18 protein-coding genes are annotated in these 17,934 nt (G+C 51.1%); 10 read left to right on the top strand and 8 right to left on the bottom strand.

The annotated features are described in order from the left end of the window. Positions 1-106: 106 nt before the first annotated feature. From hemB to hemA, 6 genes are all read right to left on the bottom strand, one after another. Positions 107-1,078 carry a porphobilinogen synthase gene (gene hemB, locus F0L74_RS28425; RefSeq protein WP_149841276.1) on the bottom strand — a complete coding sequence of 324 codons (972 nt, stop codon included), beginning with the start codon at positions 1,076-1,078 and terminating at the stop codon, positions 107-109. Positions 1,079-1,140: 62 nt separating this feature from the next. After that, a complete protein-coding gene (gene hemF / locus F0L74_RS28420) occupies positions 1,141-2,052 on the bottom strand; it encodes an oxygen-dependent coproporphyrinogen oxidase (protein ID WP_149841275.1) in 912 nt (303 codons plus the stop codon). Positions 2,053-2,055: 3 nt separating this feature from the next. Next, positions 2,056-3,081, bottom strand: coding sequence for a uroporphyrinogen decarboxylase (gene hemE / locus F0L74_RS28415; protein WP_149841274.1), 1,026 nt, complete (start codon positions 3,079-3,081; stop codon positions 2,056-2,058). A 9-nt stretch (positions 3,082-3,090) separates the two neighbouring features. After that, the gene (locus F0L74_RS28410; RefSeq protein WP_149841273.1) at positions 3,091-3,804 is read right to left on the bottom strand and encodes a uroporphyrinogen-III synthase; all 714 of its coding nucleotides are present in this window, start codon (positions 3,802-3,804) and stop codon (positions 3,091-3,093) included. Next, on the bottom strand, positions 3,791-4,714 hold the full coding sequence (hemC, locus tag F0L74_RS28405) for a hydroxymethylbilane synthase (RefSeq protein WP_149841272.1): 924 nt from the start codon (positions 4,712-4,714) through the stop codon (positions 3,791-3,793). Before hemC ends, F0L74_RS28410 begins: the two co-directional genes overlap by 14 nt. Positions 4,715-4,721: 7 nt before the next feature. Then, positions 4,722-6,014 carry a glutamyl-tRNA reductase gene (hemA, locus tag F0L74_RS28400; protein ID WP_246197844.1) on the bottom strand — a complete coding sequence of 431 codons (1,293 nt, stop codon included), beginning with the start codon at positions 6,012-6,014 and terminating at the stop codon, positions 4,722-4,724. A gap of 210 nt (positions 6,015-6,224) precedes the next feature. On the opposite strand from hemA, the gene hemH reads away from it, so the two are divergent. The 9 genes from hemH to F0L74_RS28355 all read left to right on the top strand — a co-directional run bounded on the left by hemH (position 6,225) and on the right by F0L74_RS28355 (position 14,954). Further along, positions 6,225-7,262 carry a ferrochelatase gene (hemH, locus tag F0L74_RS28395; protein ID WP_149841271.1) on the top strand — a complete coding sequence of 346 codons (1,038 nt, stop codon included), beginning with the start codon at positions 6,225-6,227 and terminating at the stop codon, positions 7,260-7,262. A gap of 30 nt (positions 7,263-7,292) precedes the next feature. Further along, on the top strand, positions 7,293-8,639 hold the full coding sequence (gene hemG, locus F0L74_RS28390; protein WP_149841270.1) for a protoporphyrinogen oxidase: 1,347 nt from the start codon (positions 7,293-7,295) through the stop codon (positions 8,637-8,639). A gap of 90 nt (positions 8,640-8,729) precedes the next feature. Then, positions 8,730-8,936, top strand: a complete 207-nt coding sequence (locus tag F0L74_RS28385; protein WP_149841269.1) for a hypothetical protein — start codon at positions 8,730-8,732, stop codon at positions 8,934-8,936. A 27-nt stretch (positions 8,937-8,963) separates the two neighbouring features. After that, the gene (locus F0L74_RS28380; RefSeq protein ID WP_149841268.1) at positions 8,964-9,356 is read left to right on the top strand and encodes a hypothetical protein; all 393 of its coding nucleotides are present in this window, start codon (positions 8,964-8,966) and stop codon (positions 9,354-9,356) included. Between the two features lie 106 nt (positions 9,357-9,462). Next, the gene (locus tag F0L74_RS28375) at positions 9,463-10,593 is read left to right on the top strand and encodes a Re/Si-specific NAD(P)(+) transhydrogenase subunit alpha (RefSeq protein ID WP_149841267.1); all 1,131 of its coding nucleotides are present in this window, start codon (positions 9,463-9,465) and stop codon (positions 10,591-10,593) included. Between the two features lie 60 nt (positions 10,594-10,653). After that, positions 10,654-10,962, top strand: a complete 309-nt coding sequence (locus tag F0L74_RS28370; protein ID WP_149841266.1) for an NAD(P) transhydrogenase subunit alpha part 2 — start codon at positions 10,654-10,656, stop codon at positions 10,960-10,962. A gap of 3 nt (positions 10,963-10,965) precedes the next feature. Further along, the gene (locus F0L74_RS28365) at positions 10,966-12,474 is read left to right on the top strand and encodes an NAD(P)(+) transhydrogenase (Re/Si-specific) subunit beta (RefSeq protein ID WP_149841265.1); all 1,509 of its coding nucleotides are present in this window, start codon (positions 10,966-10,968) and stop codon (positions 12,472-12,474) included. A 35-nt stretch (positions 12,475-12,509) separates the two neighbouring features. Next, complete coding sequence (locus F0L74_RS28360) at positions 12,510-13,910, top strand: methyltransferase RsmF C-terminal domain-like protein (protein ID WP_149841264.1); 1,401 nt, start codon at positions 12,510-12,512, stop codon at positions 13,908-13,910. 66 nt (positions 13,911-13,976) lie between these two features. Continuing rightward, positions 13,977-14,954 (top strand): LysM peptidoglycan-binding domain-containing protein, encoded by a 978-nt coding sequence (locus F0L74_RS28355; RefSeq protein WP_149841263.1) that lies wholly within the window; start codon positions 13,977-13,979, stop codon positions 14,952-14,954. Positions 14,955-15,041: 87 nt separating this feature from the next. Here F0L74_RS28355 and fmt read toward each other — a convergent pair whose 3' ends face one another. Further along, entirely contained in the window at positions 15,042-15,980 is a 939-nt protein-coding gene (gene fmt, locus F0L74_RS28350; protein ID WP_246197843.1) for a methionyl-tRNA formyltransferase, read from the bottom strand. A 226-nt stretch (positions 15,981-16,206) separates the two neighbouring features. Continuing rightward, the gene (locus F0L74_RS28345; RefSeq protein WP_149841262.1) at positions 16,207-17,379 is read right to left on the bottom strand and encodes an exo-beta-N-acetylmuramidase NamZ family protein; all 1,173 of its coding nucleotides are present in this window, start codon (positions 17,377-17,379) and stop codon (positions 16,207-16,209) included. A gap of 94 nt (positions 17,380-17,473) precedes the next feature. Between F0L74_RS28345 and F0L74_RS28340 the strand changes: the two genes are divergently transcribed. Continuing rightward, positions 17,474-17,902 carry an FKBP-type peptidyl-prolyl cis-trans isomerase gene (locus tag F0L74_RS28340; RefSeq protein ID WP_149841261.1) on the top strand — a complete coding sequence of 143 codons (429 nt, stop codon included), beginning with the start codon at positions 17,474-17,476 and terminating at the stop codon, positions 17,900-17,902. Positions 17,903-17,934: the final 32 nt, after the last annotated feature.

Raw genomic sequence — 17,934 nt, 5'->3', positions numbered from 1 at the left:
ATGAAAGAAGGGACAGTAGACCTGCTTTCTTTTGAGTAAGACGATCCGGTCATGGTTTTCCGCGTCTAAAATACAGGATTTCTTCTTTCGGTGTTTACTTTCTTTATCAGCTTTGCAACAGCTTCACCGCATCTTTGGCAAAGTAGGTGGCGATCAGGTCTGCGCCCGCGCGTTTGATGCTGGTCAGTATTTCCAGCACAGCCTTCTCTTCATTGAGCCAGCCCATTTTTGCAGCGGCCTTTACCATGGCATACTCGCCGCTTACATGATAGGCGCTTACCGGTACCGTTACGCGGTCTTTGATCATGCGCATGATATCCAGGTAGGCGAGGGCAGGTTTTACCATCACAATGTCTGCGCCTTCTTCCACATCCATCAGTGTTTCCTTGATGGCTTCGCGGGAGTTGGCATAATCCATCTGGTAGGTTTTTTTGTCGCCAAAACCTGGTGCGGAATCCAGCGCATCGCGGAAGGGGCCATAAAAGCAGGAGGCATATTTGGCGCTGTAGGCCATAATGCCCACCTTATCAAAATTATTGGCTTCCAATGCCTGGCGGATGGCCAGTATGCGGCCGTCCATCATATCGCTGGGCGCTACAATATCAGCGCCGGCCTGTGCATGGCTCACGCTCATACGGGCAAGCACTTCCACTGTGACATCATTCACAATTTCCTGGTCTTTTACAATACCATCATGCCCGTAAGAAGAGTAGGGGTCCAGCGCTACGTCTGTCATCACTACCATTTCAGGAATGGCCTGTTTAATACCTTTTATAGCGCGCTGCATCAGGCCATCAGGGTTTACCGCCTCTGTGCCTTTGTTATCCTTCAGCTCATCTGCACATTTAATGAATAGTAATACGCTTTTAATGCCCATGCTCCAGAGCTCCCTGGCTTCCTTAATGGTATTATCCAGTGAATGCCGGTAGTAACCGGGCATGGAGGCAATTTCTTCCCGCACATTTTCTCCTTCTGTAATAAACAGCGGCGCAATAAAATCGCTGGGCGTTAAGATCGTTTCCGCTACCATCGCGCGTATTGCCGGAGAGGTCCTCAGTATTCTGTTACGACGTATCATATAACTAGCTATTACATTAATTAAATCAATTCAATCATTCCCATCATCAGCACATCAGCACATTATTTCGCCCATTCCCGGGGCTTTAAGAACTCCAGCAGCTCCGCTTCCCTGCTACCGGGGGCCGGGTGATAATCGTATTCCCAACGTGCCCGGGGGGGTAAGCTCATGAGGATGGATTCTATACGGCCGTTTGTCTTCAGGCCAAACAGGGTACCGCGGTCATGTATCAGGTTAAACTCCACGTAGCGGCCACGCCGGTACTCCTGCCAGTCTTTGTGGGCTGCCGTAAAGGGCAGGTCCTTGGTCTTGCGTACAATAGGCAGGTAAGCCTCCATCAGCGCTTTACCGTTCGCCTGTGAAAATGCGAACAGCTGTTCCGCACTGCGGTTGGCATCCGGACGAAGGTAATCATAAAAAATGCCGCCAATGCCCCTGGCCTCGTTGTTGCGGTGTTTATTGATGAAATATTCATCGCAATGTTTCTTATAGAGCGGGTACAGTTCTTTTCCAAAAGGATCGCAGGCATTTTTCAGGGTCTGGTGAAAATGCTGGCCATCTGCTTCATCCAGGTAGTAGGGCGTAAGGTCAGATCCGCCGCCAAACCAGCTATCCTTTAGCATACCATCTTTATCATACAGCTCAAAATAACGGAAATTGGCATGTACGGTAGGCACAAACGGGTTCTGCGGATGGATCACCAGCGAGATACCACAGGCCATAAAGCTGCTGTCTGTTACGTTGAACTGTTGCGCCATTACTTCCGGCAGTGCGCCATGCACGACAGATGTATTTACGCCGCCTTTTTCAAATACGGCGCCATCTGCGATCACGCGGGTTTTACCCCCGCCGCCGCCGGGCCGTTCCCAGCGATCCTCGCGAAACGTTGCCTGTCCGTCAATAGCTTCCAGCGCTCCGCAGATCTCATCCTGCAGGCTATGTATAAATGCTATAAAAGATTCTTTTACGCTCATGGGTTAATGGTTCTTTACGGTGTCCACAAAGGCCCTGGCATGGTCTACCGGTATATTCGGCAATATGCCGTGGCCCAGGTTGGCAATGTACCGCTGGCCGCCAAAGGATTGCAGCATGGTCTTCACCGCCTTTTCTATCTCCGGTATGGGCAGCAGCAGCTTAGCGGGGTCAAAATTGCCCTGCAGCGTAACATCAGGCCCTGCAAAAGCGCGTGCTTTATCGGCCTTTATGCACCAGTCAATGCCTAATCCGTTAGCGCCGGTAGCGGCCATTTCTTCCAGCGCAAACCAGGCGCCTTTGGCAAAAACGATCACGGGGGCTATGCCTTTCAGCGCAGCTACGATCTGCCTGATATATTGGAGGGAGAAATTTTCAAAATCTTCCGGGCTTAACAAACCGCCCCAGGAATCAAAGATCTGCACGCAATCAGCGCCCGCCGCCACTTGTTCCTTCAGGTAGGCAATAGTGGTATCTGTCAGCATCTGTAACAGCTGGTGAGCTACAGCCGGTTGCTGGAAGCAGAAGCCTTTGGCCTCATCGAATGTTTTAGAGCCTTTGCCCTGCACCATATAACATAACAGGGTCCAGGGGGCGCCGGCAAAACCTATAAGCGGTACGCGGCCAGCCAGTGTTTGTTTGGTAAGGCGCAGTGCGTCAAATACATAATGCAGGGTATCCTTTACGTCCGGCACATGCACACGTTGCAGATCGGCGGCGCTTTTAATAGGGGCAGGCAAAAAAGGGCCTGTCTTTTCAATCAGCTGCACTTCCAGTCCCATCGCTTGCGGTACTACCAGTATATCAGAGAATATAATGGCGGCGTCTACGCCTACCTGGTCCACCGGCATTACGGTGATCTCAGTGGCGAGTTCCGGGTTCTGGCAGCGTTCGAAGAACGAATATTTCTCCCGCAGTTTAATATAGTCCGGCAGGTAACGGCCGGCCTGGCGCATCATCCATACTGGGGTGCGTGTGGTGGTTTCTCCGCGTAAAGCTTTCAGCAATAAGTCATTCTTCAAAGCGCTCATTCGTTGCAGTTAATTGTTGTTAAAATAAAATATAGCAGTTTGCACCATCTGTTGGGCACTGGTCCCGGTGCTTACAATGATCCTGTTGTTGGTAAGCGGCTCCAGCGCGCCGGCAGTCGTTTGGCCAATGGCAAAACAAACGGTATCCGGGGGCAGTTTATTCACGGAGAAGAAACTGCTAACGGCGCTGGGACTAAAAAAGAAAATGCCGTCATAGGTTTTTTCCACGGCAACCGGCGCCTCTGTAGTGTCATATACCACTATCTCCTCTACCGGAATCCCATGTTGCCGTAGCAGGTCCGGCAGTTCGCCGCGGCGTTTGTTGCCGCAAAAGAAAACCACAGCCGGTACATTGCCTTTTGCCATTATTTGCGCTGCCAGTGTTTTCGCATGGGTGTCAGTGGTGATAAAGCGCTGGTCCGTATGCAGGCGCCGCTCCACGGCGTGCCGGGTAGCGCCATCCAGGCAATACACCTGCCATTCAGCAGGGTAGGAGCCGCCCATATAATCAGCAGCTGCATGTACCGCATTGGCGCTGGTAAATACCACATGCACATGTTCCCGCAAAAGCGGTTGTATCCTTTCTTTCAGCGTATCGCTGACAATAGGTGTTACCTGTATGAAGGATCGTATCTCAATATCCATACCCTGTTCTGTGGCCGCCAACAGCAGATCGGCGGGAAGTTCCCGGGTACTTAATATGTGATACCTATGGTTTTGCATTGCGTATTGCCGCTACTATCTTGTCGCCGCCTTTAGCCAGTATTTCTGCGGCTGTTTGTTTGCCTATATCGCCGGCTTGTGCTACAGGCAGCTGCTGGGCGGTTTCCAGGAAGGTTTGCCCATCCAGGCTGCTTAGCTCACCCGCAAAGTGCAGTGTACCTTCCTGTATATATGCATAAGCGCTGATGGGGGTGGTGCAACCGCCCATTAAAACACGCAGGAAATCTCTTTCTATCTGGGTGCAAAGTGCGGTTGCTGCGTGGTGCAGCGGGGCGCAGGCTTCCCGGCAAAATGCGTCATCTTCCCGGCATACGGCTACTACGGCGCCCTGTGCGGGGGCAGGCAGCATCCAGTCCAGTATCACGGAGTTCGTTGGCCGCAGGTGTATCCTTTCCAGGCCGGCCGCAGCAAAAATGGCGGCGTCCCATAGTTCGGAGGCCAGCTTTTGCAGGCGGGTATTCACATTGCCACGCAGGTTATGGATCTGGTGCTGCGGATACCGGCGCAGCCACTGGGCTTTGCGCCGCAGGCTGCTGGTGCCTATATTGGCAATATAGCCGGGCTTGTCCAGGAAAGCGGTATCCTGTTGGTATACCAGCAGGTCCTTTACGGGGCCTCTTTCCAGTACGGCGGCCTGTATAATATTTTTTGGTAATTGGGTAGGTACGTCTTTAAGGGAATGCACCGCAATATCTATGCGGCCGCTCAGCAGGGCAATGTCCAGTGTTTTGGTGAAGATACCCTGTACGCCTATTTCGTACAAGGGAGTGACCAGGTCTATATCTCCTTCGCTTTTAATGGGCACCAGTACCGGTGCGTAACCCTGGGCTGTAAGCAGGTCCTTTACCAGGTTTGCCTGCCATAAGGCCAGCTGGCTTTCCCGGGTGCCTATCCGTATTTCTTTTTGCATGAATGTATTAATCCTGGTTAATGCCGGTCTCAAAAATGTCGTTGATCATGGCAATGTACTGATCGCTTTTATCACTTTCCTTACGCACCTTCCCCGCCATTAGATTGATCATCTTCTGTATGATGCGGGAAGAGACTTCCTCCATATCTTCCAGCTCGTAGTGATCGCTATTTTTCTGCTGCTGTATCTCGCGCGTGTGGATCTCCGTCAGTTTATCCTTTACTGCCTTCAATACCACCGCATGTTTACGCATCTTGTACCAGTACAGGAATTCTGCCATGTGCTCCTCAATGATCTCCATTGCTTTGGGCACTTCCTGCAGGCGCATCTGCAAGGTCTCATCCTGCACTTTGGAGAGCTCGTCTACATTCACCAGCTCAATACCGGGCAGTTCGCCTACTGCCTGCTCTACATTAAAGGGGATGGAAAGATCGATCACCAGTTTGGGACCGCTATTTTGTAAATGGGACGCTAGTACGGTAGGTTGTGGCGCATTGGAGGCCACCAGTATAATATCTGCCCGCTGCAGTTCCGCCTCCAGCGTTTCGTAGGGGGCTGCCCTTAACCCGTGCAGGCCCGCAAATTCTTCTGCTACAGCGGCGGTGCGGTTAATAAGCGTAATATCCTTTGCGCACAGGTATTCCATTATATTCTTGCAGGTGTTGCGGCCTATCTTGCCTACACCAAACAACAGTATCTTTTTATTCTTTATATCCGGTACGCGTTTTTCCAGTAAACGGATAGTGGCAAACGCTACAGAAACGGTGCCGGCGCTCAGGCCAGTTTCATTCTTGATCAATTTGGAAACCTGTACCACGCTGTTCACCAGCCTTTCCAGGAAACCGCCCAAACTACCCTGGTTCTTTGAAAACCGGGAAGCGTTCCGGATCTGCCCCACTATCTCATAGTCGCCTAATATCTGGGAGTCCAGGCCCGTGCTTACCTGGTAAAGATGTTTCACCGCTTCTTCGCCGGAGCGCATATACGCCAGCTGCGCAAAAAGGTTGGGATCACCATTGGTGACCTCGCACAACAGGTCCATCAACTGCTGGGCATCTGGTGCAAAACCATATATCTCCGTTCTGTTACAGGTAGAAAGTACGAAAAGGTCTTCCAGGTGCGCAGCCTTCGCCTGCTCCAGGACTTGCTGGTATTGTGCCTCACTAATGGCAAATAACCCCCTGATAGCAGCATCCGTTTTTTTGTAGTTGATACCAATGCTGTGGAAATTGGTAATATCTTTTGAATACGCGCCGTGCATTTTATCTTTATAAGCTTCCGGCTGCAAAAATACTGGCATACGCTGAAGAAAAGGCTTTAAGCTGTCATTACTGTGTCATTTATGGCGTTTATGACAATCGCAGGACAGACAATCACAAAATACACGCGCACTAACGCGTAAAAGATGATTTTTATCAGGTTTGCAGACAACACTATTCTAACAATTGTATGACATTTTATGTGTCATTCCCCTGAAAGAACCGTTACTTTTGCAACAATTTCTGATAAAATGGAAGCAAGATCTGATGTAGGAGTGGTTCTGATGAACCTTGGATCGCCTGACTCTACGGCCGTTCCGGATGTACAACGTTACCTGAATGAGTTCCTTATGGATAAGCGGGTAATTGATAAACCTTATTTGATACGCTGGCTGTTGGTTACAAAGCTCATTGTGCCGCGCCGCGCGCCTAAATCGGCAGAAGCTTACCGTTCTATCTGGTGGGAGGATGGCTCTCCGCTCATCGTATTGACAAAACAGCTGGAAAAAGCCATACAGCATGATCTGCAGATGCCGGTGGAAATAGCCATGCGTTATGGCAATCCTTCGCCCGCGGAAGCATACGATAAGCTGCTCCGGCAAAATCCCCAGTTAAAGGAGGTGATCCTGTTTCCTTTGTATCCGCACTACGCCATGTCGTCTTACGAAACGGCTGTGGAATACGCCAAAGAGATATACTATAAAAAAGGATACGGCTTTAAGCTCTCCGTTATCCCGCCTTTTTATAATGCGCCTGATTATATCGACGCCGTTGCAGAAAGCATGCGGCCCTACCTGCAGCAGGATTTTGATCATGTGCTCTTCAGTTACCATGGAATACCGGCCAGGCATGTACGTAAGACAGACATCACAGGCAAACATTGTCTGCAGGTAAATGACTGCTGCCACGTAAAATCGCCGGCCCACGATTTCTGCTACCGTCACCAGGTGATCAACACCTCGGAATTGGTAGCTGCCAAACTGCAGCTGCCGGCGGATAAGTGGAGTGTATCGTTCCAGTCCCGCCTGGGCCGTGATGAATGGCTGCTGCCATACACCGTTACGCGTTTGGAAGAGCTGCCAAAAGAAGGTAAGAAAAAACTGCTGATAGTTTGTCCGGCTTTTGTATCTGATTGCCTGGAAACACTGGAGGAGATAGGGGTAGAAGGCAAAGATTTGTTCATCAACAGCGGTGGCGATAATTTTACGCTGATCCCCTGCCTGAATATACACCCGCTATGGGTAGAGGCGGTGGTAAAGTGGTGCACAGATATGGCCGCTAAACAATAGCCGGCTGCAAATACCAAAAAAGAGTGTTCTATGAATAATACCATCCTTATTGCCGGCGGCGGTATCGCCGGTTTAAGCATTGCATACGAACTGCAAAAAAGGAATATCCCTTACCTGTTAATGGAAGCAGGACCGGCAACCGGTGGCGTAGTACGTTCTGTGCAGCAGGATGGTTTTACGCTGGATGCAGGCCCCAATTCCATAGGCGCTACACCAGCTACACTGGCCTTTCTCAAAGAAATAGGGCTGGAGCAGGAAATAATGGAAGCCACAGCGGCCGGTAAAAACCGCTTCCTGGTGCGTAACGGCAGCTTACACCCCGTTTCCCCGCATCCCGGCAAAATATTATCTTCTCCCTACTTAAGCGGCGCTGCCAAATGGCGGCTATTTACAGAGCGGTTCCGCGCTGCCAGGCCCGCGAGCGGTGAAGAATCTGTAGCCAGTTTTGTACAACGCCGGTTTAACCGCGAAATATGTGATTATCTTTTTGATCCTATACTCTCCGGCATCTATGCCGGCGATCCTGCGCGCTTGTCCGTACAGGAAGTGATGCCTTTTCTGCCCCGCTGGGAACAGGAATATGGCAGCGTTACCAAAGGATTAATGAAGAACAAGGGCGTAATGGGCGGCCGCAAGATCATTGCGCTTCGCGGTGGTAATGAAGCGCTGGTGAAACGCCTGCAGGAGCTGCTGAACACGCCTGTACGGTATAACTGCCGGGTTACCGGCGTCGTGCGAGGTGCGGAAGGTTATATGGTACAGTATGAAGAAGATGGGCAAACACAATACACGAATGTGAACCGTGTGCTGTTCACTACCCCCGCATACGCTGCTGCCAATGCTTTGCAGGAATTAGCCCCTCAGGCGGCCAACGCATTGCAACAGGTATACTATCCGCGTATGGGCGTATTACATCTGGGTTTTGAACGTACAGCGGTACAGCAGCTGCCGGAAGGTTTTGGTTTCCTGGTGCCGCATGCGGCGCAGTTACATTTCCTGGGCGCTATTTGTAATACCGCTATCTTCCCTTCCTCCGCACCAGAGGGTAAAGTGCTGCTCACCGTGTTTACCGGCGGTGTGCAACAGGAGCATTTCTTTGATGAGATGGACGATAGCGCTTTGCAGCAACAGATCCTGGATGAGCTCAAAGTATTGTTACAGATCCGGCAGCCTCCCGTGCTGCAGCGTTTTAGCCGTTGGGAAAAGGCCATCCCGCAACTGAATACCGGTCATCAACGGGTACGCGAAGCAGTACAAAATATGGAGCGGCAATTCCCTGGTATTTATATCAGCGGTAATTATCTGAGCGGGGTAGCGGTACCGGCTATACTCCAGCAGGCCGCGGTCATGGCAGACAGGATTGGCGCTAATAAATAGCAGGTGTTTATAGAGGACAACGATCTGTAAAACATTTTTTTATTGTATCGCTAAAACACATTAACTTGCTAAAACAAACAATATTTTAGCATGTCAGCAACTATAACAACTATCATTGCCATAATTGCAGGTATTGCCTTCTTTAGTCCATTGTATCCCATCATCTTCGATGCCATACGGAACTACCGTAAACTCAGGCTCCAAAGTAAATCCGGTGAAATAGTAGAATTAGATTTCAGAAAAAAGAACAGCGCAGCAAAAGTGATCCGTGCGCTCGATATCTTATTGGAAGACTAAAGTTTAATGTAACCATAATTGCATCCATTGGCAAAATCCAACCAACCATCCTATAAAGGAAGGCCAGTAGGGCATTCCAATTTTGCAGGCGTAAGCGGAGGTACCGTTCTCGTACTGCTTGCACGTAACCTTCCTGATAGTTACCCGATAAAGTCCTGGTTAGTGATTGCTGCGCCATCCATTACGGTGGCGATATCATTCCTGTGGCGGTTTGCCGTTAATCAGGCCAAAAACGCCATGCGGAATTGGGAGATTGCAAGATCAACAGATGAATTGTTGCATGAAATAGAGCAGCTGTTAAAAGACCCTAATATCCCTGAGTGTGAAAAGCAACGGCTGTTAGCGCAAAAGCAAGCAGTCAGGTTCACGAGATTAGAAGAGCTCACTAAAAAATTAGCCAATAAAAGAGCCGCGCCGTAATAAAAAATTCCACCCCTCCCTCCAAATTTAACCCTCCCTGTTTCCTCATCTGCCATTTTTTCTTTATATTCCACTATCGATTTCCATCAACTCCTAATCACTCGTTATGATTGCAGGCGTCCTCAAAGAAAAAACAGGCGAACATCGTGTTTCTTTAGTACCGGAAGTAGTGAAACAGCTTATCCAGCAATCTGTGACCGTTTGGGTGGAACCCGGCGCCGGCGCGCTTGCCTTTTACCCCGATGAAGCCTACACCCAGGCAGGCGCTATCATAAAACCCGCAGCAGACATCATACAGGAGGCCAACCTGCTGTTAAGCATGCATTTACCGGCTTCCCCGTTGTGGGAAACCATTCCGGAGGGAAAAATGCTGGCCGGCATCTACCAGCCGCTGTACAATGCCGGCCTTATACAGGAAGCGGCCGCACGTAAGCTTACCCTCTTCAGCCTCGACAGTATTCCCCGCACCACCCGTGCCCAAAGCATGGATGTATTAAGCTCCCAGGCCAATATAGCCGGTTATAAGGCCGTATTGCTGGCGGCGTATACCTATAGCCGTTATTTCCCCATGTTCATGACCGCAGCGGGCAGTATAGCCCCCGCCAAAGTGCTGATATTAGGCGCTGGCGTAGCCGGTTTACAGGCGGTAGCCACCGCACGCCGCCTGGGCGCTGTAGTGGAAGTATTTGATACCCGCCCTGCCGTAAAGGAGGAGGTGATGAGCCTGGGCGCCCGCTTTGTAGAGGTAGAAGGCGCTGCAGATGCCTCCGCTGCCGGTGGCTACGCGGTAGAACAAACGCCGGAATACAAACAGCGGCAGGAGGCCAGGATTGCAGAAAGCGCCGTCAAAGCCGATATTGTGATCACCACTGCCCAGATCCCTGGCAAAAAAGCCCCCGTGCTGATCACAGACGCCATGCTGGATAAGATGCGCCCCGGCTCCGTGATAGTTGACCTCGCAGCGGCGACCGGCGGTAATACCGCACAAACGCAAAACGATACTACCATACAACATAATGGCATTACCATTATAGGTAATTCCAACCTGGCGGCTGCTATGCCGGCAGATGCCAGTAAGCTGTATGCCCGTAATATGTTCAATTTCCTGCAGCTGGTTATCCGTAATGGCCAGGCCACGCCGGACTTTGAGGATGATATTGTGCAGGGCGCCTGCATCACGCATAATGGCGCTGTTACCAATGAAAGGGTAAAAGCCCTGGGCGTTGCGGCAGTGTGAACACATCGCTACCATTAAATATTGAACATCCATCATTCGTAATTGATAATCCGTTATTACATGGCTTCCATCCTTTCCTTCATTCACCAGCACATAGAATTGATCTATATCGTGATCCTGTCCGTTTTCCTGGGTATAGAGGTTATTTCCCGGGTGCCTTCCGTACTGCATACGCCGCTTATGAGTGGCGCTAATGCTATTCATGGGGTAGTGATCATTGGCGCTATCATTGTGATGGGCGAGGCGGATGCGGATAACTACCTGGCCCTGATACTGGGCTTCCTGGCGGTGATACTGGGAACGCTAAACGTAGTGGGCGGGTTTGTAGTAACGGACCGGATGCTGGAAATGTTTAAATCTAAAAAATAAGATATGTCCATCAGCGTGTTATCTGTCATTTACCTGCTAGGCTCTGTCACGTTTATCATCGGCCTCAAAATGTTAAGCCATCCGGCTACCGCGCGTAAAGGCAACCTGATCGCGGCCGGCGGTATGACGCTGGCTATCCTGGGCACTATCTTCCTGTATCATAACAATGGCGAGCGGCTGCATAATTACGGATGGATCTTTGCGGGATTGATCATTGGTGGTATCATTGGTGTAATGGCCGCTAAAAAAGTGAAGATGACCGCGATGCCGGAAATGGTGAGCCTTTTTAATGGTACCGGCGGCGCTTGTGCAGCCCTTATATCCATCGTGGAGTTTGGCCATATGACCAGCATCCCGTCCAAAGGAAATTTTAACCTCACTGATGCAATAAGTGCCATGGCCGGCGCAGCGCCGGGGCCTGCGGGAGGTAAACTGCTCATCATCCTGCTGGGGCTCATTATAGGCTCTGTTTCCTTTGCGGGCAGCATTATTGCCTGGGGAAAGCTGAATGGCCGTATCAAGGATTTTTCCTTCCGCAATCAACATATCGTTAACCTGCTGGTGCTGGGACTTTCGCTGCTGACAGCTATTTACCTGGTAGCTACAATAGATAACCATGTGCAAATGAAGCTTACCCTGCTGCCTGACCCGAAATTGCAGATAGTGACAGCGCCCATTGTAAAGATCCTTTTCTACCTGGTATTACTGTTATCCATCACCTATGGCGTGCTGTTTGTAATGCCCATAGGCGGAGCGGACATGCCGGTAGTGATCTCCCTGCTGAACTCTTTTACCGGCGTGGCGGCCGCCTGCGGCGGTTTCCTGTATAATAACCAGGTAATGCTTACCGGCGGTATCCTGGTAGGTTCTGCGGGTACCATCCTCACGATATTGATGTGTAAAGCCATGAACCGCTCGCTCAGGAATGTGCTCATCGGCTCCTTTGGCGGCGCTAAAGCAGGCGTAGCCAAAGAGCAGGGCCATTATAAATCCGTTTCCCTCTCAGATGCTGCCGTGGTGCTGGCCTATGCGCAAAAGGTGATGATCGTGCCGGGGTATGGACTGGCGGTGGCACAGGCCCAGCATGCCTGTCATGAGCTGGAAAAGATGCTGGAGGATAAGGGCGTGAATGTTTCTTACGCCATCCACCCCGTAGCGGGCCGTATGCCCGGACATATGAACGTGCTGCTGGCAGAGGCGGATGTTTCTTATGATAAGCTCCTGGAAATGGAACAGGCCAATGCCGGGCTGCCCACGACCGATGTAGTGCTGATCCTGGGCGCTAATGATGTGGTGAACCCCGCCGCCAAAACTGACCCCGATAGCCCCATTTATGGCATGCCTATCCTGGAAGTGGAGAGCGCTAAAATGGTGATCGTAAACAAACGTTCTATGAAACCCGGGTATGCCGGTATCGAAAATGATCTCTTCTTTCAACCCAAAACCTCTATGCTCTTTGGCGATGCCAAGCAGGTATTACAACAACTGATCGCGGAGATTAAACAGGTGTAGCTGCACTTACCTGCGAATTGTCCTACTTTTGCGCCATGTCTACTTACTTGCCAGCGGCATTATTATCCAGCCTGCAGGGCCTTCCGGGTTTTGAACAGTCTGCATTTATAGCAGTGCATGAAGCGGGGGAGCGCGTTACCTCCCTGCGGTTAAACCATGCCAAGCTGCAGGCGCCCGGCAAAACGGAAGCCGTGCTGGAGGCGTTAAGCCCCGCGGCGCCCGTCACCCGCGTACCCTGGGCGCAGCATGGTTATTACCTGCCACAGCGCCCTTCCTTTACACTGGACCCGTTTTTTCATGCAGGCGCATATTATGTACAGGAGGCGTCTTCTATGTTCCTGGAGCATGCCATACGTCAAACCTGTGATCTGGCACAGCCGCTAAAGGTACTGGACCTGTGCGCTGCGCCGGGTGGTAAAAGCACCTTATTACAATCCGTGATCAGTGCAGACAGCCTGCTGGTGGCCAATGAAGTGATCCGCGCCAGGGCCGGTATGCTGGCAGATAACATTAGCCGTTGGGGCGCTGCCAATGTGGTGGTGACTAACAACGATCCCCGCGATATGGCCCGTTTACCGGGCTTTTTTGATGTGATGGTGGTGGATGCGCCCTGTTCCGGCTCCGGCCTGTTCCGGCGGGAACCTGAGGCCGTGGCGGAATGGTCGCCGGAAAATGTAGCCCTCTGCTGCCAGCGCCAGCAGCGTATCCTGGCAGACGCCTGGCCTGCGCTCCGCGATGGCGGTATCCTTATCTACTCCACCTGCTCCTACTCAAAAGAAGAGGATGAAGATATCATGGACTGGATCGTATCCAGCCTGGAGGCCGAGAACATCCCCATCCCCATAGATCCTTCCTGGAATATTGTTACCACCAGGTCGGATAAACGAAATTGCGAAGGCTACCGTTTCTACCCGGATAAAGTACAGGGTGAAGGCCTCTTCATCGCCTGCTTCCGCAAAACCGGCGGTGATACCTGGCAGCAGAAGAAGCAGCGGGATACGCTTTCAGCGCTGCCTAAGAAGGACCGGGAGAAACTGCAACCCTGGGTCAGGGACCTGGATCAATATTTCGTGATGGAACACCAGGGAGAAGCTATAATTTTGCCGCCAGCCGTCACAGCGGCTGTGGCCGTATTGCAACAACAACTATATTTGCGCAAAGCCGGCGTAAAGGCAGGGCAATTGACGGCAAAGGAACTGGCCCCGGATCACCAGCTAGCCATGAGTACTTTACTGCCGCCTACAATACAGGAGGTAGCATTAACGTTAACACAAGCGTTGCAGTACCTGCGCAAAGAAGATCCGGCGCTACCGGTTGCAATGAAGGGATGGGCCCTGATGCAGTACGGGCAAATGCCCCTGGGATGGGCCAAGATACTGCTTAACCGCATCAACAATTATTATCCTAAGGAACTCCGTATTTTGAAAGAGATTTGAGGTTTTCACAGCTTTAACACATATATTCGTTGCCGAAAAATGCGTTAGCATATAAATTGAGTTAGTATGGTAAGATCATTGATGATAATAGCGGGAATGGTGCTGGGTGCAGCAAGTGCACAGGCACAGGACACGTTGCAGGTACAGGGTACAGCGCCGGATCTGTACCTGATGCATACCGTAAAGAAAGGGGAGACTTTTTATAGCCTGTCGCGTGCATACAGTGTGCCGCCTAAAGAGATAGCAGCACAGAACAACCTGTCTTTTGAAGGCGGATTACAACTGGGCAAGACCGTAAAGATCCCGCTTACCAAAAGCAATTTTGCACAGGGTGGCGAAGCCGCCGGACATCCGGTATATCATAAAGTAGCAGAGAAAGAAACATTATACCGTATTAGCGTTAACTATAATAAGGTGCCGCTGGATAACATCCGTCACTGGAATAATCTTAACGGTGATGGCGTACAAAAAGACAGCTACCTGATCGTAGGCTGGGTAAAAGGGAATGGCAGTGGCGCAACAGTTGCTCCGCCGCATCCCACGCCGGTAGCGCCTCCGCCGGCATCGAACCCGGCGCCCGCCACACAGGCCCCGGAATCTACCACCGTAGTAAAGAATACGCCGCCGCCGGCCACTACGCCTGCGGCCCCCGTGGTAACGCCTGCTCCGCCGGTTGAGCAGCCAAGAAAAGAGACCACCGCCACTGCGCCCGTGCCGCCCGCTCCTGCAGGCGCCAGCTTTGAGCAGATCTACGCGCAGCAGACCGCCGGCAAAAAACTGAGCACAGAAAAAGGCCCCGGCTCCTGGTTCAAGAGCAATGCAGGCCCCGGAAAATACTACGCCCTGCATAACACGGCGCCCCGTGGCACCATCCTTAAGATCACCAATCCGCTCAATGGAAAGTCCATTTATGCCAAGGTGCTGGAAGCCATCCCGCAGATGAAACAGAACGCTGGCCTGATCGTGAAGCTGAGCGATTCCGCTATAGACGCGCTGGGCACCAACGAAGCAAAGTTCTACTGCGAACTAACTTACGAGAACTAGTATAACACAAAATAAATTACGGATTACAAATGATAAGCACATGTTGTCATTTGTAATCCGTAATGTTTTATAGGCATTGATGATCCCCTACATCCGGAACCCCCTCAGGAATGCTTCCACCTCCATCTTCTTCTTACCTTCCAGCTGTATTTCCTGTAATACCAGGTATCCATCCTGCGCGGCTATTTTCAGATAGGTCTTCTGATCGCTGACAGGTTCGCCAGGGGCCACCGTTGGCGTAGCATGCTCTTTAGATGCTTTAAAGATCTTCAGCTGTTTATCCTGCAATAAGGTCCAGGCGGTAGGGTAGGGGCTTAATCCCCTCACCAGGTTGTAAATCTTATCTATGGGTTGGGCCCAGTTAATGCGGCCGTCTTCCTTAAATATCTTGGGTGCGTGTTTGATCTGTTCCGCGGGCAAGGCAGGCTGTGGTTTTTCTTCCGCAGTGCCGTCCGCGATAGCGGCTACGGTCTTCAGCAGCACTTTGGCGCCAGTTGCCATAAGCGCATCATGCAGCTCGCCGGCCGTTTCATCATCATGGATGCTAACCTGGTCGCTGAATAATATATTGCCCGTATCAATGGCATGCTGTAGTTTAAAAGTGGTTACGCCGGATGCTTTTTCGCCATTAATGATGGCCCAGTTAATGGGCGCGGCGCCGCGGTAATCCGGCAGCAGGGAAGCGTGTACGTTGATGGTGCCCAGCGGCGGCATATTCCATACCAGTTCCGGCAGCATACGGAAGGCTACTACCACCTGCAGGTGGGCCTGCAAAGCCTGTAAGGTTTCCAGGAAGGCAGGGTCTTTCAGCTTTTCCGGCTGCAGCACATGCAGTCCTTTGGATACCGCATATTGTTTTACCGCGCTTTCCTGCAGCTGTAAACCGCGGCCGGCGGGTTTGTCCGGGGCTGTTATTACGCCAACAATATTGTACCCATTCTGCACCAGGATATCCAGGGAAGCCACTGCAAAATCAGGGGTGCCCATAAATACAATGCGCAGGTCTTTTTTATCGATTATTGCCACTCGTTAATGGTTTAGGACGCAAAAATACAGATTACATGATTCAAGTACCCTATTTGCCGGATTGGTCAATTTCACTTATCCGCTGCGTAACAGGCCTGCAGTACTACCTTCGTTATTTGTTGTATAACAGGTATTGTAGCAGCAATCTTCCTTATTCACTGTAATAGCTACCGCAATTAAGTTGTGTAGTCCGCTATACAACAGCTGCATGGCTGTTTCAATCTCCTTATTCGCTGTATAGCAAATATTTTTTCCGGATAGCCTTAAACTGGCTAAGCCCCGGCTCCCAGCTTTGCCGGATGGCTGCTTCACTCTTACCGTCCTTTATTTGCTGCATCAGCTGGGCATTGCCTGCCAGTTTATTAAAGAAAGGGGTAAAGAATTTATCTTGCTGCGGGTACATTTTATATGCCTGTATCACCCATTTGAGCTGTATCTGATTGCCGGTTTCCTGTAATACGGCTGCCGGTGCGCCGGACAGGTCATACCCATAACACTGCTGATCCTTTAACGGAGGCTCCTTAGCGCCCGGCGTACTGCGCGGGGTAAAGGAGTACAGGTTTTTGGGGAACAGCGGGCTGCCAAATACCTGGAAGGGTTTATCCGTACCGCGTCCCAGGCTCAGCGCCGTTCCTTCAAACAGGCAGGTGGACGGGTACAGGTAAATGGAGGCCATATTGGGCAGGTTGGGCGAAGGCTTCACCGGCACATGATAAAAGGTATGGTGGGTGTATTGTTCGCAGGTGATCACGGTCAGACGGCATTGCACCTTATTCTTCAGCCAGCGCTCGCCGTTCAGCAGGCGGGCATATTCCCCCACCGTCATGCCATGGGCTATAGGAATGGGCTGCATGCCCACAAACGAGCGGAAAGCCGTGTCCAGTATGGGCCCATCCACAAAATGCCCATTGGGATTGGGGCGGTCCAGCACGATCAGGGGTTTATTGTTCTCCGCGGCAGATTCCATCAGCTCCTGCAGGGAGGAGATATAGGTATAGAAACGGGTACCTACATCCTGGATATCAAATACCAGTACATCCACATCCCGGAGATCGTTGGCGTCTGCCTTGCGGTGCTTACCGTATAGGGATACAATGGTAAGGCCAGTACGCTCGTCGGTGGTGTTACCCACTTTCTCGCCGGCATCCGCATTGCCCCGGAAACCATGCTCCGGGCTAAAGATCTTCTGGATACGGACATGTAGTTGCAGCAGGGAGTCCACCAGGTGAGTTGGCCCGATCGTTGCGGTCTGGTTTACCAGCAGGGCCACCCGCTTGTTTTTGAGCAGGGGTAGGTACTCCGCCGTTCTTTCGGCGCCGGTAACGACTGTAGTTTGGGCCAGGGCGGCTTGCCAGCATAGCGCCAGCAGCACGCTCAACAATTGCAGGGTCTTGTACATAGGCGTAAAAATACGGATTGCGGAGTTTGTGCGCCATGATCTTTTTTCCGTACTTTGCACAGAGACATATTCAGTAACATTTAATTATTATTTTATGCAAACAGTAAAAAACGGGGATACAGTACGTGTACATTATCACGGCCGTTTGACCAACGGTACTACTTTTGATTCCTCAGAAGGACGTGATCCGCTGGAGTTTAAGGTAGGCACCGGTTCAGTGATCAAAGGCTTTGATAACGGCGTGCTGGAGATGCAGGTGGGTGATAAAAAGACCGTTCAGATCCCTGTAGATCAGGCATATGGTCCTAAAAACGACGAACTGATCATGGACTTCCCCAAAGCAAACATACCTGAGGATCTGAAGCCGGAAATTGGCATGGAGCTGCAGATGAGCAACAACCAGGGCCAGGTTTTCCCGGTAAAAGTAGCTGCAGTGAATTCTGAATTTGTCACGCTCGACGCTAATCATCCCCTGGCTGGCGAAGATCTGATCTTTGATATTGAACTGGTAGAAATAGTATAATTATCAATGTGCTAATATGCTAATGTGCTAAT

The sequence above is a fragment of the Chitinophaga agrisoli genome, from assembly GCF_008386695.1.
GTDB lineage: Bacteria > Bacteroidota > Bacteroidia > Chitinophagales > Chitinophagaceae > Chitinophaga > Chitinophaga agrisoli.
This window is presented reverse-complemented; position numbering and strand designations above follow the sequence as displayed.